At 72.3% G+C, this 24,594-nt stretch carries 22 protein-coding genes; 16 read left to right on the top strand and 6 right to left on the bottom strand.

Annotated features, from left to right (window positions below; translation table 11 throughout):
- Window positions 1-117 precede the first annotated feature (117 nt).
- Window positions 118-1,677 (top strand): cytochrome c oxidase subunit I, encoded by a 1,560-nt coding sequence (locus RKD23_RS06205; protein ID WP_424858176.1) that lies wholly within the window; start codon window positions 118-120, stop codon window positions 1,675-1,677.
- Window positions 1,674-2,105 (top strand): cytochrome c oxidase subunit 4, encoded by a 432-nt coding sequence (locus RKD23_RS06200; protein WP_424852713.1) that lies wholly within the window; start codon window positions 1,674-1,676, stop codon window positions 2,103-2,105. Before RKD23_RS06205 ends, RKD23_RS06200 begins: the two co-directional genes overlap by 4 nt.
- On the opposite strand, the gene RKD23_RS06195 is transcribed toward RKD23_RS06200, so the two are convergent.
- A complete protein-coding gene (locus RKD23_RS06195) occupies window positions 2,054-3,679 on the bottom strand; it encodes a cytochrome b (RefSeq protein WP_424852712.1) in 1,626 nt (541 codons plus the stop codon). The genes RKD23_RS06200 and RKD23_RS06195 overlap by 52 nt on opposite strands.
- 161 nt (window positions 3,680-3,840) lie before the next feature.
- Between RKD23_RS06195 and RKD23_RS06190 the strand changes: the two genes are divergently transcribed.
- The 7 genes from RKD23_RS06190 (at window position 3,841) to RKD23_RS06160 (ending at window position 10,507) form a co-directional block, all read left to right on the top strand.
- The gene (locus tag RKD23_RS06190; protein ID WP_424852711.1) at window positions 3,841-4,995 is read left to right on the top strand and encodes an enolase C-terminal domain-like protein; all 1,155 of its coding nucleotides are present in this window, start codon (window positions 3,841-3,843) and stop codon (window positions 4,993-4,995) included.
- 377 nt (window positions 4,996-5,372) lie between these two features.
- A complete protein-coding gene (locus RKD23_RS06185) occupies window positions 5,373-6,773 on the top strand; it encodes a vanadium-dependent haloperoxidase (protein WP_424852710.1) in 1,401 nt (466 codons plus the stop codon).
- 301 nt (window positions 6,774-7,074) lie between these two features.
- Window positions 7,075-8,490, top strand: a complete 1,416-nt coding sequence (locus RKD23_RS06180; protein WP_424852709.1) for a DEAD/DEAH box helicase — start codon at window positions 7,075-7,077, stop codon at window positions 8,488-8,490.
- A gap of 65 nt (window positions 8,491-8,555) precedes the next feature.
- The gene (locus RKD23_RS06175; protein ID WP_424852708.1) at window positions 8,556-8,798 is read left to right on the top strand and encodes a DUF5302 domain-containing protein; all 243 of its coding nucleotides are present in this window, start codon (window positions 8,556-8,558) and stop codon (window positions 8,796-8,798) included.
- A 227-nt stretch (window positions 8,799-9,025) separates the two neighbouring features.
- Complete coding sequence (gene panD / locus RKD23_RS06170; protein ID WP_404031463.1) at window positions 9,026-9,445, top strand: aspartate 1-decarboxylase; 420 nt, start codon at window positions 9,026-9,028, stop codon at window positions 9,443-9,445.
- A gap of 57 nt (window positions 9,446-9,502) precedes the next feature.
- Window positions 9,503-9,856 (top strand): GNAT family N-acetyltransferase, encoded by a 354-nt coding sequence (locus RKD23_RS06165; RefSeq protein ID WP_424852707.1) that lies wholly within the window; start codon window positions 9,503-9,505, stop codon window positions 9,854-9,856.
- A 12-nt stretch (window positions 9,857-9,868) separates the two neighbouring features.
- A complete protein-coding gene (locus tag RKD23_RS06160) occupies window positions 9,869-10,507 on the top strand; it encodes an aspartate/glutamate racemase family protein (RefSeq protein ID WP_424852706.1) in 639 nt (212 codons plus the stop codon).
- Window positions 10,508-11,095: 588 nt separating this feature from the next.
- On the opposite strand, the gene gndA is transcribed toward RKD23_RS06160, so the two are convergent.
- A complete protein-coding gene (gndA, locus tag RKD23_RS06155) occupies window positions 11,096-12,535 on the bottom strand; it encodes an NADP-dependent phosphogluconate dehydrogenase (RefSeq protein WP_424852705.1) in 1,440 nt (479 codons plus the stop codon).
- Window positions 12,536-12,826: 291 nt separating this feature from the next.
- Between gndA and RKD23_RS06150 the strand changes: the two genes are divergently transcribed.
- Window positions 12,827-14,071, top strand: coding sequence for a transglycosylase family protein (locus tag RKD23_RS06150; protein ID WP_424852704.1), 1,245 nt, complete (start codon window positions 12,827-12,829; stop codon window positions 14,069-14,071).
- On the opposite strand, the gene RKD23_RS06145 is transcribed toward RKD23_RS06150, so the two are convergent.
- The gene (locus RKD23_RS06145; protein WP_424852703.1) at window positions 14,061-15,203 is read right to left on the bottom strand and encodes a DMT family transporter; all 1,143 of its coding nucleotides are present in this window, start codon (window positions 15,201-15,203) and stop codon (window positions 14,061-14,063) included. The genes RKD23_RS06150 and RKD23_RS06145 overlap by 11 nt on opposite strands.
- A gap of 210 nt (window positions 15,204-15,413) precedes the next feature.
- Here RKD23_RS06145 and RKD23_RS06140 point away from each other — a divergent pair, with 210 nt between their 5' ends.
- The 5 genes from RKD23_RS06140 to RKD23_RS06120 all read left to right on the top strand — a co-directional run bounded on the left by RKD23_RS06140 (window position 15,414) and on the right by RKD23_RS06120 (window position 21,754).
- On the top strand, window positions 15,414-16,202 hold the full coding sequence (locus RKD23_RS06140; protein ID WP_424852702.1) for a (2Fe-2S)-binding protein: 789 nt from the start codon (window positions 15,414-15,416) through the stop codon (window positions 16,200-16,202).
- Window positions 16,203-16,238: 36 nt separating this feature from the next.
- On the top strand, window positions 16,239-17,390 hold the full coding sequence (gene glgA, locus RKD23_RS06135) for a glycogen synthase (protein WP_424858175.1): 1,152 nt from the start codon (window positions 16,239-16,241) through the stop codon (window positions 17,388-17,390).
- 53 nt (window positions 17,391-17,443) lie between these two features.
- On the top strand, window positions 17,444-18,664 hold the full coding sequence (gene glgC, locus RKD23_RS06130) for a glucose-1-phosphate adenylyltransferase (protein ID WP_424852701.1): 1,221 nt from the start codon (window positions 17,444-17,446) through the stop codon (window positions 18,662-18,664).
- A gap of 101 nt (window positions 18,665-18,765) precedes the next feature.
- Window positions 18,766-20,106, top strand: coding sequence for a wax ester/triacylglycerol synthase family O-acyltransferase (locus tag RKD23_RS06125; protein WP_424852700.1), 1,341 nt, complete (start codon window positions 18,766-18,768; stop codon window positions 20,104-20,106).
- Window positions 20,107-20,260: 154 nt separating this feature from the next.
- The gene (locus RKD23_RS06120) at window positions 20,261-21,754 is read left to right on the top strand and encodes an SDR family NAD(P)-dependent oxidoreductase (protein WP_424852699.1); all 1,494 of its coding nucleotides are present in this window, start codon (window positions 20,261-20,263) and stop codon (window positions 21,752-21,754) included.
- A 20-nt stretch (window positions 21,755-21,774) separates the two neighbouring features.
- Here the strand turns inward: RKD23_RS06120 and RKD23_RS06115 are convergent, their stop codons facing one another.
- Entirely contained in the window at window positions 21,775-21,948 is a 174-nt protein-coding gene (locus RKD23_RS06115) for a hypothetical protein (RefSeq protein WP_404031439.1), read from the bottom strand.
- Window positions 21,949-22,059: 111 nt separating this feature from the next.
- Window positions 22,060-22,515 (bottom strand): HD domain-containing protein, encoded by a 456-nt coding sequence (locus RKD23_RS06110; protein ID WP_424852698.1) that lies wholly within the window; start codon window positions 22,513-22,515, stop codon window positions 22,060-22,062.
- A 458-nt stretch (window positions 22,516-22,973) separates the two neighbouring features.
- Here RKD23_RS06110 and RKD23_RS06105 point away from each other — a divergent pair, with 458 nt between their 5' ends.
- On the top strand, window positions 22,974-23,147 hold the full coding sequence (locus RKD23_RS06105; RefSeq protein WP_404031434.1) for a hypothetical protein: 174 nt from the start codon (window positions 22,974-22,976) through the stop codon (window positions 23,145-23,147).
- A 55-nt stretch (window positions 23,148-23,202) separates the two neighbouring features.
- On the opposite strand, the gene RKD23_RS06100 is transcribed toward RKD23_RS06105, so the two are convergent.
- The gene (locus tag RKD23_RS06100) at window positions 23,203-24,546 is read right to left on the bottom strand and encodes an amidase (protein WP_424852697.1); all 1,344 of its coding nucleotides are present in this window, start codon (window positions 24,544-24,546) and stop codon (window positions 23,203-23,205) included.
- Window positions 24,547-24,594: the final 48 nt, after the last annotated feature.

Here is a 24,594-nt window from a genome sequence, read left to right as displayed (position 1 = left end):
GTGACCGAGCTGCGGGAGAGCCCCCTGAGGCCGAACCGCCCCGTGGCCACGCCCCTGGGGCGGGCGCTGGTCCGGTGGACACGCACCACCGACCACAAGGTCATCGGCAACCTGTACATGGTCACCGCGTTCGGGTTCTTCCTGTTCGGCGGGGTGCTGGCGCTGCTGATGCGGGCCGAACTGGCGCGCCCGGGGCTGCAGATCGTCGACCGGCACCAGTACGACCAGCTGTTCACCATCCACGGCACGATCATGATGCTGCTGTTCGCGACCCCGATGTTCGCCGGGTTCGCGAACGCGGTCATGCCGCTCCAGATCGGCGCCCCCGACGTCGCGTTCCCGCGCCTGAACGCCCTGTCGTACTGGCTGTACCTGTTCGGCGGCCTGATGGTGATCAGCGGATTCCTCACGCCCGGCGGCGCCGCCTCGTTCGGCTGGTTCGCCTACGCGCCGCTCAACGAGGCGGTGCGCACGCCCCAGGTGGGGGCCGATCTGTGGACGATGGGGCTGGTGCTGACGGGGGTGTCCACCACCCTGGGCGCGGTCAACTTCATCACGACCGTCCTGTGTCTGCGCGCCCCCGGGATGACCATGTTCCGGATGCCGATCTTCACCTGGAACATCCTGTTCACCTCGATCCTGGTGCTGCCCGCCTTCCCCGTCCTCGCGGCCGCGCTGCTCGCCCTGGAGTCGGACCGGACGTTCGGCTCGCACATCTACGACTCCGCGAGCGGCGGCGCCATCCTCTGGCAGCACCTGTTCTGGTTCTTCGGACACCCCGAGGTCTACATCGTCGCGCTGCCGTTCTTCGGGATCATCACCGAGGTGCTGCCGGTGTTCTCGCGCAAGCCGGTCTTCGGCTACTTCGGCCTCATCGGGGCCACCATCGCCATCACCATGCTGTCCGCGGTGGTGTGGGCGCACCACATGTTCGCCACGGGCGCGGTGCTGCTGCCGTTCTTCTCGCTGATGTCGTTCCTGATCGCCGTGCCGACGGGTGTGAAGTTCTTCAACTGGATCGGCATCGTGCGGGGCGGTTCCCTGTCGTTCGAGACGCCGATGCTGTGGGCCTTCGGCTTCCTGGTGTCCTTCCTGCTCGGCGGGCTGAGCGGCGTGCTCATCGCCTCGCCGCCGTTGGACTTCCACCTCACCGACTCGTACTTCATCGTGGCGCATCTGCACTATGTGCTGTTCGGCACCGTGGTGTTCGCGATGTTCGCCGGCTTCTACTTCTGGTGGCCGAAGATCACCGGCAGGATGCTCGACGAACGCCTCGGCAAGATCCACTTCTGGGTGACCTTCATCGGCTTCCAGATCACCTTCCTCGTCCAGCACTGGCTCGGCGAGTCCGGCATGCCCCGCCGCTACCCGGACTATCTCGCCGCCGACGGCTTCACCGCCCTCAACACCGTCTCGTCCGTGGGCGCGCTGCTGCTGGGCGTCTCGACGCTGCCGTTCCTCTACAACGTAGGGAAGACGGCACGGACCGCGCCGCAGGTCGGGACCGACGACCCCTGGGGGTACGGCAGGTCGCTGGAGTGGGCGACCTCCTGCCCGCCGCCCCGCCACAACTTCGTGGCTCTGCCACGCATCCGCTCCGAGGCACCCGCCTTCGACCTGCACCACCCGGAACGGGAGTGGCACTCACTGAGCCCCGGAAGCGAGGCGCGGTCATGAGGACCGAGGCGCAGCTCTTCGCCGGAGTGACGGTCTTCTTCGCGGTGACGGCCACCGGCTACGGCTGGGCCTCCGAGGACCCCGCGGGCACGGCCGTGCTCGTCGTGGCGTTCCTGATGGCGGCACTCGTCACGTTCTTCCTCACCGTCCAGTACCGCAGGCGAGGACCGCGCGCACAGGACCGCAAGGACGCGGAAGTGGCCGACACGGCCGGGCCGCTGGACTTCTTCCCGGCCGACAGCGCCTGGCCGATCACCGTGGCGGGCGGCGCCTGTGTGATGGCGCTCGGCGTGGTCTTCGGCGTGTGGCTGCTGCTGATGGGCCTGGGCGTGCTGGGCCTGGGGGTCTTCGGCATGGTCTTCGAGCATGCCGGGCGTCACTCCCCGCCCGGCTCCCCGGCGGACGGGGACGTGGACGAGGCCCGCTGAACCACGTCCCGGCCCGCCGCCTCGCGCGGCCGCGAGGGAGCCCCGTACCAGCGCGCCAGCACCTTGCGCACCCGCCCGCCCGGGAGGCCTTCCGGCACCGGCATGCTGCCGTGCAGCACCACATACCGCTCCTCGGCCGTCAACGGGCGATGCTCCTCCGTGTAACCGCCCTCCAGCGACTGCCGCACCTCCCCGGTCTCCTCGCCCTCGCTCAGCCGCTCCTCCTCCACCTCCTGCAGCGCCAGGCACACCCGCTTGGTGACCGCGTACGCCGCCACGGGCAGCACGATCAACGCCACGCGCAGGACGTAGGTCAGACCTTCGACCGGGATGTGGAACACGAAGGCGACCACGTCGTTGCCGCCGGCCAGCAGCAGCACACCGTAGAAGACGATCCCGGCCACCCCGAGCCCGGTGCGTACGGGCCGGTCGCGCGGCCGGTCGCACAGATGGTGCTCACGGCGGTCGCCCGTCACCCACGCCTCCAGGAACGGATACGCGTACAGGACGACGAAGAGCACGCCCGGGAGCACCACCGCCGGCAGCAGGACGTTCCACATCAGCGTGTGCCCGGCCAGCGTCGTCTCCCACGCCGGGATCAGCCGCAGCGCCCCTTCCAGGAAGCCGACGTACCAATCGGGCTGCGAGCCCGTCGACGCCTGGTCCGGGCGGTAAGGGCCGTACGTCCACACGGGGTTGATCTGCGCGACCGCGCTGAGCGCCGCCAGCACGCCCGACACCATGAGGAACAGCCCCGCCGAGGTGGCGGAGAACTGCGGGAACATCGGCTTTCCGACGGCGTTGCGGTTCGTCCGGCCCGGCCCCGACCACTGCGTGTGCTTGAGCGCGAAGACCAGGATCAGATGGATGACGACGATCCCGACCAGCAGCCCCGGCAGCAGCAGGATGTGCAGGCCGTACAGCCGGTCGATGATGTCCTCGCCCGGGAACTCGCCACCGAACAGGAACATCTGCAGATACGTCCCCACCACCGGCAGGGACAGCACGATGCCCTGCATGATCCGCAGCCCGGTCCCCGACAGCAGGTCGTCGGGCAGGGAGTAGCCGGCGAAGCCCTCCGCCAGGGCGAGCGCGAAGAGCGTGACACCGAGCAGCCAGTTGACCTCGCGCGGCCGGCGGAACGCGCCGGTGAAGAAGATGCGCAGCAGATGCGTCCCGGCCGCCGCGACGAACACGATCGCGGCCCAGTGGTGCATCTGGCGGATCAGCAGCCCGCCGCGCACGTCGAAGGTGATGTCCACGGTGGACGCGAACGCCTGCGACATCAGGATTCCGCGCAGCGGCACATACGAGCCGTCGTAGACCACCTCGGTCATGGACGGCTCGAAGAACAGCGTCAGATACACCCCGGTGACGATCAGCACGATCAGGCTGTAGAGCGCCAGCTCACCCAGATAGAACGACCAGTGGTCCGGGAACGCCTTGCGCAGCAGCCCCCCGCCCTCGACGACCGGCAGCCGCGCGTCGAGAGAGTCGGTCGCCCGGACCGCGGCGCGGCCCGCCCGCTCCCGCGCCGCCCCTCGACCGCCTCGGTCTCCACGGCTTCGTCGCAACAGGGTCACTCGATCGAACCGTCACCTTCGTCGTCGAGCCGCTCGCGCCGAGGACTCGTCGGCCAGTGGTAGCCCGTAACGGAGCCAGGTAAACGGCACGGCACGCCAATGGCGGCAGCCGGGCACCGTTTGGACGCCCCCGGCATGGTCACCCGCTGGGCATGACCGGGCGTACGGCCGTCCCGGCGGCGGCGCTGGAGGAGTGCCGGGTCGACGCGGTCGACGTGGACGCGTTCGAGGTGCCCACGGACGGCCCCGGCGGCAGTGAGCAGGACGGGACCATGGAGTGGGACTCCACGACCGTGATCCTCGTCCGGGTGCACGCCTGCGGCGCGTGCGGCCTCGGCTACACCTACGGCGACGTCGCGGTCGCCGCCCTCGTCACCTCCCGGCTCGCCCCGATGCTGCTGGGCGAGGACGTGGCCTCGCCCCCGGCGCTGTGGCACCGCATGGGCGCGCACCTGCGCAACGCGGGCCGCCCCGGCGTCGGAGCCATGGCCCTGTCCGCCGTCGACACCGCCCTGTGGGACCTCAAGGCACGCCTGCTCGGTCTGCCGCTGGTCCGTCTGCTGCCCGCCTACCACGACCGGGTGGCCGTGTACGGCAGCGGCGGCTTCACCAACTACCCGCCCGACCGCCTCACCGGACAGCTCGCCGCGTGGGTCGCCCAGGACATCCCCCGGATCAAGCTCAAGACCTCCCGCGAACCCGACCGCGACCCTGGCCGGCTGACCGCCGTACGCGAGGCGGTGGGCGACGGGCCGGAGCTGTTCACCGACGCCAACGGCGCGCTCGGCCGCAAGGAGGCGCTGTACTGGGCACACCGGTTCCACGAGGAGTGGGACGTGCGCTGGCTGGAGGAACCGGTCAGCTCGGCCGACCTCGAAGGGCTGCGCCTGCTGCGCGCGCGTGCACCGGGGCGCCTGGAGATCGCGGCGGGGGAGTACGCCTTCGTCCCGCAGGACTTCGTCAACCTGCTGGAGCCGCCCGCCGTGGACTGCCTCCAGGCCGACGTCACCCGCTGCGGCGGCATCACCGGCCTGCTGGAGATCGCCGGGCTGTCGGCGGCCCGGCACATCGACCTGTCCGCCCACTGCGCCCCGGCGCTGTCCGCGCACGCCTTCTGCGCGGTGTGCCGGCTGCGGCACGTCGAGTACTTCCACGATCACGTACGCGTCGAGCGGCTCCTCCTCGACGGCACCCCGCCGCTGGAGGGCGGCGCACTGCGCCCCGACCCCGGCCGCCCGGGACACGGACTGGACGTGAGGTGGTCCGATGCCGAGCCCTACCGGGTGTACGGGCAGCACGTTCCCTAGCCCAGAGGGTTGGATACGGTGGGCGGCGTGAACGGGGGAGCGAGAAGAACGGTGCCGTGCGACTGGTGCGGGACGCCGGTGCCGCAGACGCGGCGCTGGCGCACAAGGCGGTACTGCAGCAAGGCGCACCGGCGCAAGAACCGGATCGTCGAGGCCATCGGGAACTTCCTGGACAGCGTCAGTTCGTAGGCGGCGACTCCGCTTCTCCCTCGAGCCCGGCCAAGGGGGACGGCGTACGGCGCAGGTTGCAGGCGCGGCCCGGATACCGCACGGGTTTACCGGGAAGTCCGCTCTCTGCGGGACGCCCGCGCCGCGTCGGCTGCCTAGCTTGGGGCGGTCGGCACACCGGGTGCCGGCCTGGAACCGGGGGATGACGCATGTCCTCAAGACCCTTAGGCGCGTGGGCGAGAGCGTCCGCGCAACTGCGCCGCAGAGCACGGCTGTTGGTGTCCGTCGTACTGGCGGCGTTCCTGGCCCCGCCGGCCCTCACCGCGCAGTCCGCCGCGGCCGCGCCCGCATCCGCGCAAGCCGCTGCCTTCGACGGCCGGCCGGTGCAGTACTGGAACTCGGTGCTGCTGGACGTCTTCCGGCGTCAGCAGAAGGTCGGCCCGGGCCCGCTCGCCCGGGCGGCCGCCATGATGAACGCCGCGATCTACGACGCCGAGAGCGCCTATCAGCGCACCTGGCACACCCTGCGGTACGAGCCGTACCTGGAGGCGCCCAAGTACTCCGGCGCGCCCTTCCTGGAGGGGCCCAACGAGGAGGAGCGCGTCATCGGGCACACCGCCCGCAACCTCCTGGTCCGGCTCTTCCCCGCACAGGCGACGCTCGTCAACACACGCTTCAAGGAGCGCTTCGGCAACGAGTGGACCGACTTCGACATCCTCAAGCCGCTGGTGGCCGAGCCGATCGCCGACCGGATGTGGAACACCCGCTACACCGACGGCTGGGACAACCGCGAGTCCTACACCGTGGAGAACAAGCCCGGTGCCTGGCGTCCGACCGGCGGCCCCGGCTGCACGGCCGAGAGTGACGCCGTCGACCCGAACTGGGGGCTGGTGCGGCCGTTCGCCCTGTCCTCGGGGGCCCAGTTCCGGCCGGCGACGCCCGAGACCCTCGGCACGTACGAGGCGCTGATGGCGAGCCCGGCCTACCGTGCGCAGGTGGACGAGGTGCGCCTGCTCGGCTCGGCGACCTCGACCGCCCGCACCACCGACCAGACGGCCGCGGCCTGGTTCTGGGCCAACGACGCGGACGGCACCTACAAGCCGCCGGGGCAGATGCTCGACCTCACCCGCATCGTCGCCGACCAGCGGCACCTGAACGTCTACGACACCGCGCGGGCCTTCGCCCTCGTATCGCTCGCCATGGCGGACGGCGCGATCGCCGAGTGGGACGTCAAGTACCGCACGCCGATCGACCTGTGGCGCCCGGTCTCGGCCGTCCAGGTGGGCCTCGGCGACACCACGTGGCAGCCGCTCGGTCCCACCCCCTGCTTCCCGGCCTGGGCGTCCGGTCACGCGACCTTCGCCGGGGCCTGGCAGACGGTGATGACCGAGGTCTTCGGCACGGACCAGATCTCCTTCACCGCGACCACCGACGACCTCAAGTCACCCGTCCGCAACCGCACGTTCAGCCGCTTCAGCGACGCCGCCGAGGAGGACGCGCTGAGCCGCCTCTACCTCGGCGTGCACTACCGCTGGGACGCGGTCGACGGCCTCGCGCTGGGCCGGAACGTCGGCTCCTACGTCGTCACGCACGAACTGCGCCGACTGTGACGGCCCGTCTCGGGACGCCGTGGCACGGCTGAGCCGGGCGCACGGCCGGGACCGGCGGGCAGGCCTCCCGCCGGTCCCGGTGCCGACCGGCCGTTCGCGACGCGGCCTCGGGCCGTCACGATCTCTCCGTGAGTGAAGCGCGGGTGACCGGTGCCACGGCGCGATGTCATGTCGTGTGTTATTGTCACGCTTTTGCGTGGTCGTCGCGGTGGGCGATTCTGCCTGTGCGGTTCCGCTTGTGCGGGGACTGTCCAGTCCTGCCGGGCCTTCCTCGGTACGTCCCCCCTGCGGAAGGCTGTTCATGAAGCACCCCGACGACTCCGGCATCGCTCACGCCGGTCCCACCCGGTCCGAGTCCACGACTCCGGCGCCGCCCCCGGCCGTCTCCTTCGCCGACCTGGAACTGCCGGCGGAGGTGCTGCGGACACTGGACGGACTCGGGGTGCGTGAACCCTTTCCGATCCAGGCCGCCACACTGCCGGATGCCCTGAAGGGGCGCGACGTCCTGGGGCGCGGGCGCACCGGATCGGGCAAGACGCTCGCCTTCGGCCTGCCGCTGCTGACCCGTACGGCCGGACGGCGCGCCGAAGCGAAGCAGCCCCTCGCCCTGATCCTCGTGCCCACCCGCGAGCTGGCCCAGCAGGTCACCCAGGCGCTGGCGCCGTACGCCGAGGCCCTGCGGCTGCGGATGGCCACCGTCGTCGGCGGCATGTCGATCGGCCGGCAGATCGCCGAGCTGCGCCAGGGCGCCGAAGTGGTCGTCGCCACCCCCGGCCGCCTGCACGACCTGATCGAACGCAACGCCTGCCGTCTGGGACGGGTCAGGATCACCGTGCTGGACGAGGCCGACCAGATGTGCGACCTGGGATTCCTGCCGCAGGTCGCCGACGCGCTCGACCAGGTGCACCCCGACGGTCAGCGGATGCTCTTCTCGGCCACTCTGGACCGCGACGTCGATCAGCTCGTCCGCCGCTACCTCCACGACCCCGTCGTCCACTCGGTCGACCCGTCCGCGGGCACGGTCTCGACGATGGAGCACCACCTCCTGGTCGTCCACGGCCCCGACCGGTACGCCGTCACCACGGAGATCGCCGCCCGCGACGGCCGCGTCCTGCTCTTCCTCGACACCAAGCACGCCGTCGACCAGCTCACCCGGCATCTGCGGGCCAGCGGGGTGCACGCCGGGGCCCTGCACAGCGGCAAGTCCCAGCCGCAGCGGACAAGGACGCTGGCGCAGTTCAAGAACGGCCAGATCACCGTTCTCGTGGCGACCAATGTCGCGGCCCGTGGCCTGCACGTCGACGACCTCGATCTCGTGGTCAACGTCGACCCGCCCACCGACCCCAAGGACTATGTGCACCGCGCCGGCCGCACCGCCCGCGCCGGTGAGTCCGGCCGCGTGGTCACCCTCGTGCTGTCCGGGCAGCGCCGCGAGACGAGCCGCGTGATGGCCGAGGCCGGCATCGAGCCGACCGTCACCAAGGTGCGCTCGGGCGAGGCGGAACTGAGCCGGATCACCGGCGCCAAGGCTCCCTCGGGCACCCCGCTCGACGGCGGGCCCGCCGTCCCCCGGCCCAAGAACAGCAACGCCCCCTTCCGCGGCCTCGGCACCAGCAAGGACCCCTCCCGCGGCGCCGGCGGCAAGTCCCGAAAGGCCGGCGAGGCCCGCAAGCTCGCCGAGGCCCGCAAGGCCGCGCTGGTGCGCCGCAACGGCTGAGAGCCGTTGCCCTGCTCCCGGCATGACAAGCTGTGCCGGTCCACACCCGAACCCAGGAGGTCACCATGACCGCAGAACCCGACACCACGGAAGGTTCGGAGCCGGCCGCCCCCGAGACGTCCCCTCTCGCGCCGGACAGCGACGGCAACTACGACCTCAAGCGCAAGTTCCGTGAAGCCCTGGCGCGCAAGCGCGGCGCGCAGGCGGACGCGGCCGACGTCGCCGCCAACCCCGACGCGTCGAAGGTCCGCGCGGCGCACGGCCCGGCCGCGAGCCAGCGGTCGTTCCGGCGCAAGAGCGGCGGCTGAGCCGGCGCTCCAGCCCGCGCCGGCGCCGGTCGGGCCCTTCCGCAGTCGAGAGCGTCGACTGCGGTGGGGCCCTCCCTCTGTGACAGCTCTCACGGAGCCCGCTCCCGCTTCCGTCGCATAGGGTCCTCTCGACCTCCTGACGGACGCCCCGCCAGACGGGTCTGTAAAGTGAGAAACGCCCTTGACCTGCAAGAGCAGGCAGGGAGCCAACTCTCCGGGAGTACTTCATGCTGCGCACCATGTTCAAGTCCAAGATCCACCGCGCCACCGTCACCCAGGCCGACCTGCACTACGTGGGATCGGTGACCATCGACGGCGACCTGCTCGAAGCCGCGGACCTGCTGCCCGGCGAGCTCGTGCACATCGTCGACATCACCAACGGCGCCCGCCTGGAGACGTACGTCATCGAGGGGGAGCGCGGGTCCGGGGTGATCGGGATCAACGGGGCCGCCGCGCATCTCGTGCACCCCGGAGACCTGGTGATCATCATCAGCTACGCTCAGGTCACCGACGCCGAGGCGCGGGAGCTGAAGCCGCGGGTCGTGCACGTGGACGGCGACAACCGGATCGTGGCCCTGGGCGCGGATGCGGGGGAGCCGGTTCCGGGCTCCGACCAGCAGCGCAGCCCGCAGGCCGTCACGGTCTGAGCCTCCCTGCCCGGATCTCTCCCGCCGCCTCGGCCGCCCGTGCGACGAGGAGTGCCCATGAGCGACATCGAGATCCGCGACGACCGGGCGGCCGGACGCCTGGAGGCGTTCGGCGGCGACGGCGGCGGTGAGGTCGTCGGGCACATCGAGTACTTCGTCCTCGCGTCCCCCGCGCCTGCCCTGGTGCCCGTGCACACCCTCGTCGAGCCCGCTCACGAGGGCCGGGGCATCGCCGGGGCGCTCGCCCGTGAGCTGTACGCCCTCGCCGCGCGCGAGGGCGTCCCGGTGGCGCCGCTGTGCCCCTACGTCGTCCGATGGGCGGCCCGGCACCCCGAGGAGGCCCCGGCCGCCGACCCCGAGCTGCTGCGCGCCGCGCGGGAGTGGCTCGCGGCCCACTCCGAGCGTTTCTGAGGAGCCCCGCCGATGCTCGCCCTGCTGCACACCTCGCCCGTCCACGTCCCCGTCTTCGACGCCCTGCGCGACGAGACCCACCCGGGCCTCGCACTGCGCCACCTCGTCGACGAGGACCTGCTGATCCGGGCCCGCAGTGACGGCCCCGAGGCGGTCGCCGCCGACGTCCGCGCGCTCGTCGAGCAGGCCGTCGCCGACGGCGCCCGAGCCGTCCTGTGCACCTGCTCCACCATCGGCGGCACCGCCGAGGCGGCCGCGGCCTCGGCCGGGGTGCCCGTCCTGCGTGTGGACCGTCCGATGGCCGCCGCCGCGGTCGCGGCCGGGCCGCGGATCGTCGTCCTGGCCGCCCTGGAGAGCACGCTCGCCCCGACAGCCGAGCTGATCGAGGACGAGGCCCGCCGCGGCGGCCGGCCGGCCGAGGTCCGGCTGGTGCTGGTGGAGGACGCCTGGCCGCACTTCGAGTCGGGTGACACCGACTCCTACCTCCGCCTGATCGCCACCACCGCCGACACCGTCACCGACGCCGACGCGATCGTCCTCGCCCAGGCGTCCATGGCCCCGGCCCATGCTCTGACCACCACCCGCGTCCCGGTCCTGTCCAGCCCCCGGCCGGGTCTTACGGCGGCGGCGCAGGCGGCGACCGGGGTCTGACCCGGCCCGGGCGTCCGCCTCGCCCGGTCGGCGGGCGTCCGTTGGCTCAGGCGGGTGACTGGCCGGTCCCGGGGCGGGTAACCGGGGGAGTAGTCCAGAGGCCACGTCCGCGATGTGCCGGAGGACATCATGACCGAGCCGTATCCCGACCCCGTACCGCCGGGTCCCACCCCGGGCCCCGACCCTCAGCACCCGGAGCCGTACCCGGACCCGGTGCCGCCCCCGCCGCCACCCCCGGGCCCGGGTCCCCAGCCGACGCCTCCGGCGCCGGGACCCGGTCCTGAACCGACGCCCCAGCCGCCGGGCCCGGGCCCGACGCCCCCCGTCCCCGGCCCCGACCCGTCGCCCATCCCGCCGGGCCCCGAGCCGGTGCCCAACCCGGAACCCGGACCGCCCTTGTCGTGAGCAGCGCCGGGCCGAGATCGCCCTGCTCCGCGACCTGTGGCGCACACGCTCCCGACCACGGTCGGGCCTCAGGCGCGGGCATACCTGCCCGACCCCGCGACCCTCCGGCACACACTCCCCGCACTCCAACAACTCGCCGACCAGCGCAGGCAGTTCGTCCGGCCCCGCCGCCCCCAGGACTCCTCAGGCGGAGACCTCCGACCGGTCCCCGCCCCACAGCGTGTGGAACGAGCCCTCGGCGTCCACCTTCCGGTACGTGTGCGCGCCGAAGAAGTCCCGCTGTCCCTGGGTGAGGGCGGCGGGCAGCCGCGTGGCGCGGAGTCCGTCGTAGTAGGCCAGCGCCGCCGAGAAGCCGGGTGTCGGCACGCCCTGGCGGGTCGCGGCGACGACGACCTCGCGCCAGTCGTCCTGCGCCGCGGCGATCTCCCGGGCGAAGGTGTCGTCGGAGAGCAGGCTCGGCAGGTCGGGGCGCGTGTCGTACGCCTCGCGGATGCGGTCCAGGAACGCCGCCCGGATGATGCAGCCGCCGCGCCAGATGGAGGAGACCTTGCCGAGGTCGATGTCCCAGCCGTACTCGTCGCTGCCCGCGGCGATCTCGTGGAACCCCTGGGTGTACGACACGATCTTCGAGGCGTACAGCGCCTGCTCGACCCGGTCCGCGAAGGCGCCCGCCTCCGACTCGCTCAGCGGCGACGCCGTAGGACCGGCCAGCCCCCGCGAAGCGGCCCGCAGGGCGGCGTGCCCGGACAGCGAGCGCGCGAAGACCGCCTCGGCGATGCCGGACACGGGCACGCCCAGGTCGAGCGCGATCTGCACGGTCCAGCGGCCCGTGCCCTTCTGCTCGGCCTGGTCCACCACCACGTCCACGAAGGGCTTGCCCGTCGCCGCGTCCACGTGTGACAGCACCTCGGCGGTGATCTCGATCAGGTACGAGTCCAGCCGGCCGGTGTTCCAGGTCCGGAAGATCTCCGCGATCCGCGCGGGCTCGTACCCGGCGACGTCGCGCAGCAGTTGGTAGGCCTCGCCGATCAGCTGCATGTCGGCGTACTCGATGCCGTTGTGCACCATCTTCACGAAGTGCCCGGCGCCGTCCGGCCCGACGTGCGTCACGCACGGCGCCCCGTCGGCGGCCTTGGCGGAGATCTTCTCCAGCATGGGGCCGAGGGAGTCGTACGACTCGACGGGCCCGCCCGGCATGATGCTCGGCCCGTGCAGCGCGCCCTCCTCGCCGCCGGAGACGCCCATGCCGACGAAGTGGATGCCCTGCTCGCGCAGGTCCCGCTCGCGGCGCCGGGTGTCCGCGAAGTGCGCGTTGCCGCCGTCGATGATCATGTCGCCCGGCTCCAGGAGCGGCGCGAACTCCTGGATCACCGCGTCGGTGGGGTCACCGGCCTTCACCATGACGACCAGGCGGCGGGGCCGCTCCAGGGCCGCCACGAACTCCTTGGCGGTCTCGGCCGCGATGAAGTCGCCCTCGCCGCCGAACTCCTCGACCAGCGCGTGCGTACGCGCGGCCGTCCGGTTGTGCACGGCGACGGTGTAGCCGTTGCGCGCGAAGTTGCGGGCGAGGTTGCGGCCCATGACCGCGAGCCCCGTGACGCCGATCTGGGCTGAAGTGCTCATATCGCCTGCTCCTAGAGATATCGGTGCTGATTGCCGGGCGTGACCGTCAGTATTGCCGCCTGGGCCCGTCCCCCCGCGCCGATACGCCGATACACCGACAGTTCATGACGTCCGTCGCGGCTCAATACGGACTCGGCACGGCCCGCGTCTCAGCGGCGGCATCGACGACCGCAGCCAACAAGGGGTCCATCCCGGCCACTTGGAGTGACGGCACGACCGATTGCCGTCTTGTCCTGGCCTGTTCGGCACCTCTACTTTTGGCCCTCCTGACGCTTGTCGAGGGGGCACCCCATGGCCGTACGCGGCCGGCACCGCCGGTATCAGCCGAACAGGATCAACCGGGCCTCGCTCACCGTCACGGCCGGCGGTGCCGGAATGGCCCTCCCGTTGGTCGGTGCCGGTGTCGCCCAGGCGGCCGACGCGGAGACCTGGGAGAAGGTCGCCGCGTGCGAGTCGAGCCACGACTGGAACATCAACACCGGCAACGGCCACTTCGGCGGCCTGCAGTTCACCCAGTCCACCTGGGAGGCCTACGGCGGCACCGCGTACGCGCCCCGCGCCGATCTGGCGAGCAGGGAGCAGCAGATCGCGGTCGCCGAGAAGGTCCTCGACGCCCAGGGCCCCGGCGCCTGGCCGGTGTGCTCGGAGCGCGCGGGGCTGACCCGCGGCGGCGAGAGCCCCGCCGTGCGCCCCCAGCAGGCGAAGACCTCCGTACGCGATGTGCAGCCGCAGAGCACGCCCCAGTCACGAGCGGGCCGGGCCGAGATGTACACCGTGGTCCGTGGCGACACCCTGTCGGGGATCGCCGACCGCGAGGACGTCCGCGGCGGCTGGCAGGGGCTGTACGCCACCAACCGTACGACCATCGGCTCCGACCCCGACCTGATCATGCCGGGCCAGCGGCTGAGCCTGGACGGCCACGCGGGCGGCACCCGCACCGGCCACGCGGCCCCGCAGCAGGACCGCGCCGAGCGCAAGGCACCGGGGAAGCAGCGGTCCCAGCCGGAGAAGCAGCGGTCCCAGTCGGGGGCGCAGCAGTCCAAGCCGGAGCAGCGCCGGTCCAAGCCGGAGCAGAAGCAGTCCAAGCCCGCGCCCGAGTCGCGCAAGACGTCCCGGTCCGCCGAGCGCGGGTCGTCCCTCGTGGCCCCCGTCGACGCCCCCACCGGCACGCCGTACCACAAGGCGGGTTCGTCCTGGTCGAAGGGCTACCACACGGGCGTCGACTTCCCCGTGCCGACCGGCACGTCCGTCAGGGCGATCGGCGCCGGGCAGGTCGTCAGCGCCGGGTGGGGCGGGTCCTACGGCTACCAGGTGGTGCTGCGGCACAACGACGGGCGCTACTCGCAGTACGCCCATCTGTCGGCGATCGGCGTGCGGGCCGGGCAGAGCGTGGGGGCGGGGCAGCGCATCGGCCGCTCGGGGTCCACGGGCAACAGCACGGGCCCGCATCTGCACTTCGAGGTGCGGACCGGGCCCGGCTTCGGCTCCGACGTCGACCCGGTCGCCTATCTGCGAGCGGGCGGCGTCAGGATTTGACACGCGTCCGGTGCCGGTCGAGCACCGGCAGCGGGACGTACGGCATGGCGTAGGCGGGGAGGAGGGCGACCGGCCTCTCCTCCTGCGACAGGTCGTCGAAGGCGCCCGCTGTGAGCGGCGCCGGCCCGAACGGATCCTCCACGAGCGCGGGAACGGTCTCCTCGACGGGGACCCGCTGCGTGACCACGACCGGCTCCTCGACGGAGACCCGCGGCCCGACCACGACCGGCTCCTCCGCAGGGACTTGCCGCGCGACTCCGGCCGGCTCCTCCGCGGACTCCGGCACAGCGGCCGCCGCACTCTCCGTGCGCGCGATGCGCTCGGTGGTGAGCAGGATCAGACCGCCCGCCGCCACCACACCGCAGCTCAGTGCGAGCACGGTACCGGCGGTGCCGTAGCGGAAGGTTTCGCCGAACATCGTGATGCCCACCGCGGCCGCCACCACCGGGTTGACCACGGTCAGCGTGGCCAGCGGGGCGGCGAGCCCGGCGCCCCGGTAGGCGGCCTGGGACAGCAGCAGACCGGCCGTGGCCAGCACACCGATGGCGCCGAGCGAGGGCAGGTCGGCCGCGCCGAGGCCGTCGGACCAGTCGACCGCGACGGTCTTGGTGAACACCGACGAGATACCGAAGGCGATGCCGGAGGCCGTGGCGAGGACCATCGCGCGCACCGCCGGATGCCGGTGGGCGGCCCGCCCGGCCACCGGCAGCGCGGCGACCACGGCGCCCGTGACGACGAAGACGGCGATCCGGTCCGGCCCGTCCAGCGAATGCGCCCCGGACGCGCCGACCAGGGACAGCAGACCCGCGAGGCCGACCGTCGCCATGATCGCGCCCCGCCAGGCGGTGGCACCCGCCTTGCGGCCCACGAACATCGCGGCCATCGGCAGCGCGAACACGATGGTCAGGGCGCCGAGCGGCTGCACCAGGCTGAGCGGTCCGAAGGCCAGCGCCACCACGTGCAGCAGTCCGCCGAGGCCGTTGAGCCCGACGGCGCCCCACCAGCCCGGCCGGCGCAGCGGTGCGTACTGCTCGCCGGAGGTCTCCGCCACGCGCTCCTGCACGATCGCTCCGCCGGCGTACGCGACGGCGGACACGAACGACAGCAGCACGGACAACGCGAGGGCGCTCATCGGCTGCTCCTCTGCGTGAGGCGGGGCTGTACAGCCCCACGCGGCGAACAATCGGCTTCCATGAACAACACGATGCCCTCTTCCGCTGTTCCCGTCGTCGTACCTGAGCACCCAATGGCTCGTACTACCGATGGAGTACGCAGGTGATCCCGTCCTCCCCAAGGCGGGTTACAGCGGCCGGACACCCTGAAGTTCCACCCCCTAGGTGACTTGGTACTACTGCTGTTCGTGGACCTCGACCCCGGACTCGCCGCTCTGCGACCGCTCGGCGCCTTCTTCACCGTGCGCACTCTCCTAGGTTCGGCAGGAGAGACCCCCAGCCGCTCGCCGACACTCGCGCACGCCTACGGATTCGTAACATCCGAACTTTGTGTGAATCCACTGACTTTTCGGGTGGACAAGGTCGCCGCCGCCCTGCGCGCGCCCGAGCCGCGCGTCGCCGCGTCGGTGGCGCATCTCGGGCTCGCGGCGCGGCTGTGGTCGATCGCCCTGGGCTGCGCCGTCCGCTACGGCCGGCTCCCCGATCTCGACCCGCGCCTGCTGCACTGGGACCCCGACGCAAGCGCCCCCGACGACCTGTGGCTGGCCGAGCTGCGGCCCGGGCCGCCCGCCGACGCGGCCGCACTCGCGGACGCAGTCCTGCTCGGGCACCTGGAGCCGCTGGCCGACGCCCTGCGCGCCGAGCACCGGCTCGCGCCGGGACTGCTGCGGGGCAACGCGGCCTCCGCGCTGGCCGGGGCCGCCCGCGAGGTGGACCGCTGGGCGCGGGCGGAGGGCAGCCCCGCCACCGGCGAGCGGGCCCGTGCCCTGGCCGCCGAGCTGCTCGGCCACCCCCTGCTGGCCGGCACCGGCACCCTCACCGGCACCTCCTTCCGGCGGCGCAGCTGCTGCCTCTACTACCGGCTTCCCGGCGGCGGCGTGTGCGGCGACTGCTGTTTCACCACGCCACCGCGCCCGCCCGGACCGTCGCGCTCTTCCCCGCGCGCCGCATCTGGGTGACCATGAAGATCCGTAAGCGAACAACTGGGGGTCATGGTGCGTGTGGGACTGCTGACACGGGAGTATCCGCCGGACGTGTACGGCGGGGCCGGCGTCCATGTCGAGTTCCTCGCCCGGGAGTTGAGGCCCCTGGTCGACCTCGACGTGCACTGCTGGGGCGAGGGCCGCACCGAGGGGGTGACGCGGCACAGCTCCTGGTCCGCGCTCGACGGCGCCAACGACGCGCTGCGCACGTTCTCCGTCGACCTGGCCATGGCGTCCGCGCTCCAGGGCCGTGAACTGGTCCACTCCCACACCTGGTACGCCAATCTCGCCGGCCATCTCGCCAAGATGCTGTACGGCATCCCGCATGTGATGACGGCCCACTCGCTGGAGCCGCTGCGCCCCTGGAAGGCCGAGCAACTGGGCGGCGGATACGCCCTGTCGAGCTGGGCCGAGCGCACCGCGGCCGAGTCGGCGGACGCGCTGATCGCCGTCTCCGGGGCCATGCGCCAGGACATCCTCGACTGCTACCCGGCGCTCGACCCGGACAAGGTGCACGTGGTGCACAACGGCATCGACACCACGCTGTACCGCCCGGACCCGGGCACCGACGCGCTGGAGCGCCTCGGGCTCGACCCGCGGCGCCCGTACGTACTGTTCGTCGGCCGGATCACCCGGCAGAAGGGCGTGCCCCATCTGCTGCGCGCGGTACGGGACATCGACCCGGCCGCGCAGGTCGTGCTGTGCGCGGGCGCGCCCGACACCCCGGAGATCGACCGTGAGTTCCGGGAGCTGTACGAGGAGCTGAGCCGGGTGCGCGACGGCGTGTTCTGGATCCCGAAGATGCTGCCGCGCCCCGAGGTGATCCAACTCCTCACGCACGCCGCGGTGTTCGTGTGCCCGTCGGTCTACGAGCCGCTCGGCATCGTCAACCTGGAGGCGATGGCGTGCGGCACACCTGTCGTGGCGTCGCGGGTCGGTGGAATACCTGAGGTCGTCGCCGACGGCGAGACCGGTCTGCTGGTGCCCGTGGACGACGGCTTCGAGGCGGGTCTCACGCGCGCGCTGGACAGCGTTCTCGCAGATCCGGAGGGTGCGCGGCGCATGGGCGAGGCCGGACGGGCGCGCGCGGTGGGGGAGTTCGGCTGGGACGCCGTCGCCCGGCGCACCGCCGACCTGTACGGGAAGATCCTCGAACAGGCTTAGCCGTCACCGCCCAGGGGCAGGGACATGAGGCAACCACGGTGAGGGGAGCGGCGATGCGTCGTGGGGGACCTTCTGTTCTCGGGATCGTGCTGGCGGGGGGCGAGGGCAAACGCCTGATGCCGCTGACCGCGGACCGGGCCAAACCGGCGGTGACGTTCGGTGGCACCTACCGCCTCGTGGACTTCGTCCTGTCCAACCTCGTCAACGCCGACATCCTGCGCATCTGCGTGCTGACGCAGTACAAGTCGCACTCGCTGGACCGGCACATCACCACCACCTGGCGGATGTCGAGCCTGCTGGGCAACTACGTCACACCCGTGCCGGCCCAGCAGCGGCTCGGCCCGCGCTGGTACCTGGGCAGCGCCGACGCGATCCTGCAGTCGCTGAACCTGGTCCACGACGAACAGCCCGAGTACGTCGCCGTGTTCGGCGCCGACCACGTCTACCGCATGGACCCGCGCCAGATGCTGGCCCGGCACATCGAGGCCGGTGCCGGGGTGACGGTGGCCGGGATACGGGTGCCGCGCGCGGAGGCGTCGGCCTTCGGGGTGATCTCGCCGGGCTCGGACGGCCGTACCGTCGAGCGGTTCCTGGAGAAGCCCGCGGACCCGCCGGGACTGCCCGACGCCCCGGACTGCGTGTTCGCCTCCATGGGCAACTACATCTTCACCACCAAGGTGCTGATCGAGGCGCTCCAGCGGGACGCCGAGGACCAGGCGTCCGTGCACGACATGGGCGGCTCGATCCTGCCCCAGCTCACCCACCGCGGCGAGGCGCAGCTGTACGACTTCAGCGACAACCACGTCCCCGGGGAGACCAGCCGTGACCAGGGCTACTGGCGGGACGTGGGCACCCTCGACGCGTACTACGACGCCCATATGGACCTGATCGCCGAGCGCCCGGCGTTCAACCTGTACAACCGCCAGTGGCCCATCTACACCCACTCCAACCAGCTCTCGCCCGCCCGGTTCAACGCGGGCGGCATCGCCGGCGAGTCGATCATCAGCGCGGGCTGCCTGATCCGCGGCCAGGTCACCCGGTCGGTGCTGTCGCCCGGCGTGGTGGTCGACCCCGGCGCGGTGGTGCAGGGCTCGGTGCTGCACGACAACGTGCACATCGGGCGGGGCGCTGTCGTGCGGGGCGCCATCCTCGACAAGAACGTCGAGGTACCCCCGGGCGCGACCATCGGGGTGAACCCGGAGCGGGACGCCGAGCTGTACAGCGTCTCGAAGAACGGGGTGATCGCCCTGGGCAAGGGCCAGCGCGTGACATGACTTTACCCGCTGTTAACTGTACGTAGCCTGATCGTACTTGACCGTAATCGCTCGCGCGGGTTTGACTGCTGACTCACCCGTCGTCGACGCGAGGCACGCCCGTGACGTCCGATCTGCTCGCACCCCTCGACCTGGCGTTCTGGAACATCGAGTCCCCCGAGCACCCCATGCACCTGGGCGCGCTCGGTGTCTTCGCGGCCCACTCGCCCACCGCGGGCGCCCACGCCGCCGACCTCCTCGCGGCGCGGGCCGCCGCGGTGCCCGGCCTGCGGATGCGCATCCGCGACGCGTGGCAGCCGCACCTGCTGCTGCGCCCGTCCACCTTCGGCGGCGCGGCCCGTGAGCCGTACCCCGCCTTCGACCCGCTGGACCATGTCGTCCTGCACGCCCCGGCCGACGACTTCCAGGCCGCCGCCGGCCGGCTCATGCAGTGCCCGCTGGACCGCGAGCGGCCGCCGTGGGAGGCGCACGTCCTGCCGGGGGAGGACGGCGTGTCCTTCGCCGTGCTGTTCAAGTTCCACCACGCCCTCGCCGACGGACTGCGCGCGCTCACCCTCGCCGCCGCCGTCCTGGACCCCATGGACGCGCCCGCCGCCCGGCCCCGCCGCGCCGAGGAGCCCCCGAGCGGTGGCCTCCTGCCCGATGTGCGCCGGCTGCCCGGCCTGGTCCGCGGCGCCCTGTCCGACGTGGGCCGCGCCCTCGACATCGGCGCGTCCCTCGCGCTGTCCGGCCTGGCCGTGCGCTCCTCGCCCGCGCTGACCGCCGAACCGTCCGGCACCCGCCGTACCGCCGGAGCGATCGTCGACCTCGACGACGTCCACCGCATCCGCAAGAGCGTCGGCGGCACCGTCAACGACGTCCTCATCGCGGTCGTCGCAGGCGCCCTGCGCCGCTGGCTCGACGAACGCGGCGACAGCAGCGAGGGCGTCGCCCCGCGCGCCCTGATCCCCGTCTCCAGGCGCCGCCCGCGCACCGCCCACCCGCAGGGCAACCGCCTGTCCGGCTACGTGATACGGCTCCCCGTCGGCGACCCCGACCCGCTCGGCCGCCTCGGCACCGTCCGTACGGCGATGGACCGCAACAAGGACGCGGGGTCCCACCGCGGCGCCGGAGCGGTCGCCCTCCTCGCCGACCACGTCCCCGCCCTCGGCCACCGTCTCGCCGGCCCCTTCGCCGGCCAGGCCGCCCGCCTCTGGTTCGACATCCTGGTCACCAGCGTCCCCCTGCCCGGCGTCCCCCTGCGTCTCGGCGGCCACGAACTCACCGCCGTCCACCCGTACGCCCCCCTCGCCCAGGGCCAGTCGCTGGCCGTCGCCGTCTCGACGTACCGGGGGAAGGTCCACTACGGCCTGGTCGCGGACGCGAAGGCGGTCCCGGACGTGGACAACCTGGCCGAGGCGCTGTCGGCAGAGGTGCAAACGCTGCTCACCGCATGCCCCTGAGGGGCGCGGGGAACTGCGCGACCAGCCCACGACGACCGGCAGCCCGAGGACGTGACCAGCCCCTCACGGCGCGACTCGGTTTTGTCAGCACAGCCCTCCGCTCCGTAGAATCCCCCGTTCGAACAGGGCGACGAGGGAATCGGGAAACGCGGCCATGACGGTGACAGAGGACGGCACGACGACCACGGACGAGGTCGTGTACGGCCCCGGCATCGACCCCGACCGGCTCGCCGTCTGCCTCAGCGTGCTGGAGGAGCTCGACAAGCTGGACGTCGACCACCCCGACGCGATCAAGGTGCGCCGAGCCACCTCGCACATCTACCGCACGGTCAAGCAGCGCCGCAGGCAGGAGCGCCGCGCCGCCAAGACCGCCCACGACAAGGCGGTCACCGAGGCCACCGCCACCGGCTCCGCCCAGCGCATCGACGACGAGACCGAGGGCATCCTGCCGTCGTCGCGCACCGAGGAGGGGCGGATCGCGGGCATACTCCAGCGCCCGCGCTCCTGCTACACCTGCAAGGGCCGCTATGTGGAAGTCGACTACTTCTACCACCAGCTCTGTCCGGACTGCGCCGAGCTGAACCGCGGCAAGCGCGACGCGAGCGCCGACCTGACCGGCAAGCGCGCCCTGCTCACCGGCGGCCGCGCCAAGATCGGCATGTACATCGCGCTGCGGCTGCTGCGTGACGGCGCCCACACCACGATCACCACGCGGTTCCCTAAGGACGCCATCCGCCGCTTCAAGGCGATGGACGACTCCGCGGACTGGATCCACCGCCTGGAGGTCGTCGGCATCGACCTGCGCGACCCCGCCCAGGCCGTGGCGCTCGCCGACCAGGTCGCCGAGCAGGGCCCGCTCGACATCCTGATCAACAACGCGACGCAGACCGTGCGCCGTCTGCCGTCCGCGTACGCCGCCCTGGTCGAGGGCGAGTCCGCCCCGCTGCCCGCCGGTGAGCTGCCTCCGTACCAGGTGATCGGCGCCTTCAACTCCGGCGCGGTCGACGGCCTCGCCGCGCTGCCGGTCGGCGCCTCCGGGCTGGACGCGCAGAAGGTGGCCGACCTGGCCCTGGTCGCGGGCAACGCCAGCATCGAGCGCCACCTCGACGGCACCGCCATCGACGCGGGCGGTCTGCTGCCGGACGTCGTCGAGAGCAACACCTGGGTGCAGACCATCGAGCAGATCTCCCCGGTGGAGCTGCTCGAGACCCAGCTGTGCAACTACACCTCGCCGTTCATCCTGATCAGCAAGCTGCGCTCGGCCATGGCGCAGGCCGCGCGCAAGGCGGAGAGCAAGCGCGCCTACGTCGTCAACGTCTCGGCGATGGAGGGCGTCTTCGGCCGCGGCTACAAGGGCGCGGGGCACCCGAACACCAACGCCGCCAAGGCCGCGATGAACATGGTGACCCGCACCAGCGCGCAGGAGATGTTCGAGTCCGACGGCATCCTGATGACCTCGGTCGACACCGGCTGGATCACCGACGAGCGCCCGCACTTCGACAAGCTGCGCCTGGCCGAGGAGGGCTTCCACGCGCCCCTCGACCTGGTCGACGGCGCGGCCCGGGTCTACGACCCGATCGTGCGCGGCGAGGCGGGCGAGGACCTGTACGGCGTCTTCATGAAGGACTACGCGCCCGGCAAGTGGTGAGCCGGGGGGGCCGTGCCGTCTCAGAAGGGCCTCGCGCTGTCCGCGAGGTCCGACCAGGCCAGTGCGAAGATCAGCGCGGCGATGGCGAACAGGACGGCGCCCACGGCGAGCGCGTAGAAGAGGACGGTCTTCGCGAGCTCCTTGTGCTCGGCGAGCGTGCGCGGGCGGCGCGGGGGCAGCTCGGTCTGACTCATCTCCGCCTCCTTCGGTGAGGCAGCCTGCCCGGCGTCCGAGGGCCTCCGGGCACCGGGTCCGGGCAGTTCCCATGCTCGCACCGCCTCCCGCCGTACGCCCGGCGGGCCGGATCAGTCCACCGCGCCCAGCCGGGAGTGCCGGGCCGCGAGCAGTTCCAGCAGCGTGCGCCAGTCGTCGAGGACCCCGGCGTCGAGGTCCGGGACACGCGCCGCGTCGTGCGCCTGCCGCAGGCTCAGCGCGTCCTCCCCGAGCGGACCGGCCGCCCCCGGCCCCGTCCCGGCCGCCCTGTGCAGTCGTACGAGTCGGAAGACGCGGTCGCCGAGCAGCGGCCGGACCGCCTCCGCCGCCAGGTCCGCGTGCCTGGGGTGGTCACCCGGTTGCAGTACCCGGCCGAGCTCGTGCACCAGCCCGGCGACCTGGAGCTCCTTGTCGGCGGGGCGGCCGCGGCGCAGCATGGCCGCCGTCTGCAGGGAGTGCTCGTGCAGATCGACCGGGTCGCCGGGGGTGCGGACGCCCCGGCACGCGCTCAGCAGGTCCATCAGCTCGTCGACGCCGCGCAGCTCCATGCGTCGGTCCTCCCGCGAGACAGCCGTAGGGGTACGCCAGCAGATCATGGCGAGCTTTCGGCCGGGCCAACGGCACCTGAACGTCATGGCCGGGGCGAAAATCTGTTCGATGTGCTGGGCTGAACGAGTGGCCGCAAAGCAACTCTTCGTGTATCAAAGCGGGAAGAAACGCTCGCTCTTCGAGGCTGTCCGACTTCGGATAGTTACTCGATGTTTTCAGCCCGATCGAGCGGGCACCCGCTCAGATGGTTATCCTGTCTCGGACGGACAGCACAGCGGGTCCCACCCACACCCACGGTCCGTCCCGGGAACAGCCGGTCCACCACGGTCTGCTCTCGCACCGAAAGATCGACGCCACCGCGTCCGGACGGTTTTCCAACCAGACCCGAGCGCGCGTCAGGTGCCGAGCGCGACCTGACCGACTGCCCGAGGGTGACCCGACACATAAGGAGTGCGCGGTGACACCGGAGAAGACGAATCGCGACCAGCGCCCCAAGGAACGCACGGACCGTACCGGCCGCAGGCCCGACGAGCTCGGCAGCCTGGACGTGTGGGCCCGCTCGGCTCCCATCCGGCTCGCGGGCTACGAGGACGACCTCGCGGAGCCCCACATCCTGCCCAGCGTGGACTGAACAGGCTGTCCGTCGTCGCCGGTACGGGCGTGCCGGGTGCACGCCCGTCCGGGGTTCAGCTGATCCGAGCCGTCCGCTCCCACGCGTGCAGCTTCTCCAACTGCCCCGCGATCTCGAGAAGTTCCGCCTCCGACCCCGGCCGACCCACCAGCTGCACGGCGCAGGGCGCGCCCGAGGGCAGCATGCCGAACGGCACCGCCGCCGCGGGCCATCCGGTGAGGTTCCACGGCGGGGTCATCGGCGAATAGGCACTGTTCACCGCGATGTTGCGCAGCCAGCCCCGCTCGTGCCACGGCCCGGCCTTGGGGGAGCGGCGGGCCAGCGCCGGCATCAGCAGCACATCGTGCTCCGCGAAGAACGGCTCCAGCCGCCGCCGCAGCGCCGCACGGCTCTCCCCGCCCCGCACCTTCGCCACGAAACGCCGCCCGAGGGCCGCATGCACCCGGGTGCGCCGCGTCAGCAGCCGCGGATCGAGGCCCTGCGCGTCGACCGACGTGCCCGCCGTCCAGTGCGCGAGCGCGGTGAGGCTCAGTGACAGCGGATACGGCGGATCCGCCCGCCGTACGCGATGCCCCGCCACCGCCAGCAGTCCGGCCGCCTCCCGCACGGCGTTCGTATACGGCCTGGCGACCGCGACCCCGGCCAGCGGACTGCGCAGGGACACCGCCACCGAGCGCGGCGCGGGCTCCTGGCTGTGCGGCACCTCCGTGTCCGCGAGCACCGACAGCATCAGCCGCGCGTCCTCGACGGTCGTGGCGAGCGGCCCGTTCTCCGACATGCCGAACCAGTCGCCGTCGCCGATCCCGGCCGGCACGACGCCGTGCCCGGGCTTGATGGTGACCAGCCCGCAGTTGGCGGCCGGAATGCGCAGCGAGCCCATCCCGTCGTTGCCGAGCGCGATCGGCGTGAACCCGGCGGCGACCGCGGCCGCGCTGCCGCCGGAGGACCCGCCCGCCGTGCGCGAGGTGTCCCACGGGTTCCGGGAGGTGCCGTGCACGCCCTCGGTCGTACCGAAGACGCACAGCTCGGGGACGTTGGTCAGCCCCACGACGACGGCGCCCGCCGCCCGCAGCCGGGCGACCGTCACATGGTCCTCGTCCGCGGGCGTCCGAGGTGTCGCCGCCGAGCCGACCCGCATCGACTCGCCGCGCACCGCCAGATTGTCCTTCACCGCCACCGGCACCCCGGCGAGCGGCAGTTCGGCGAGGTCCGCCCGGGCCCCCACCTCGTCCGCCTCGACCAAGGCCGCCCCGGCCCGCACCACTCGGAACGCCCCGATCCGCCCGTCCAGCCGCTCGATCCGCGCCAGATGCTCCGCCACGACCTCCCGGGGCGTGACCCGCTTCTCCCGCACAGCGGCAGCGATCTCGACGGCGGTCCGGCCCACCCAACTGGTCACGACGGCTCCTCGGGGCTACTGGTGAGTATGCACGGAGAACTGTGCCGG

It is taken from the genome of Streptomyces sp. SAI-170 (genome assembly GCF_049739565.1).
GTDB lineage: Bacteria > Actinomycetota > Actinomycetes > Streptomycetales > Streptomycetaceae > Streptomyces.
The sequence above is the reverse complement of the archived record's forward strand: the minus strand, read 5'-3'. Positions and strand labels throughout refer to the sequence as shown.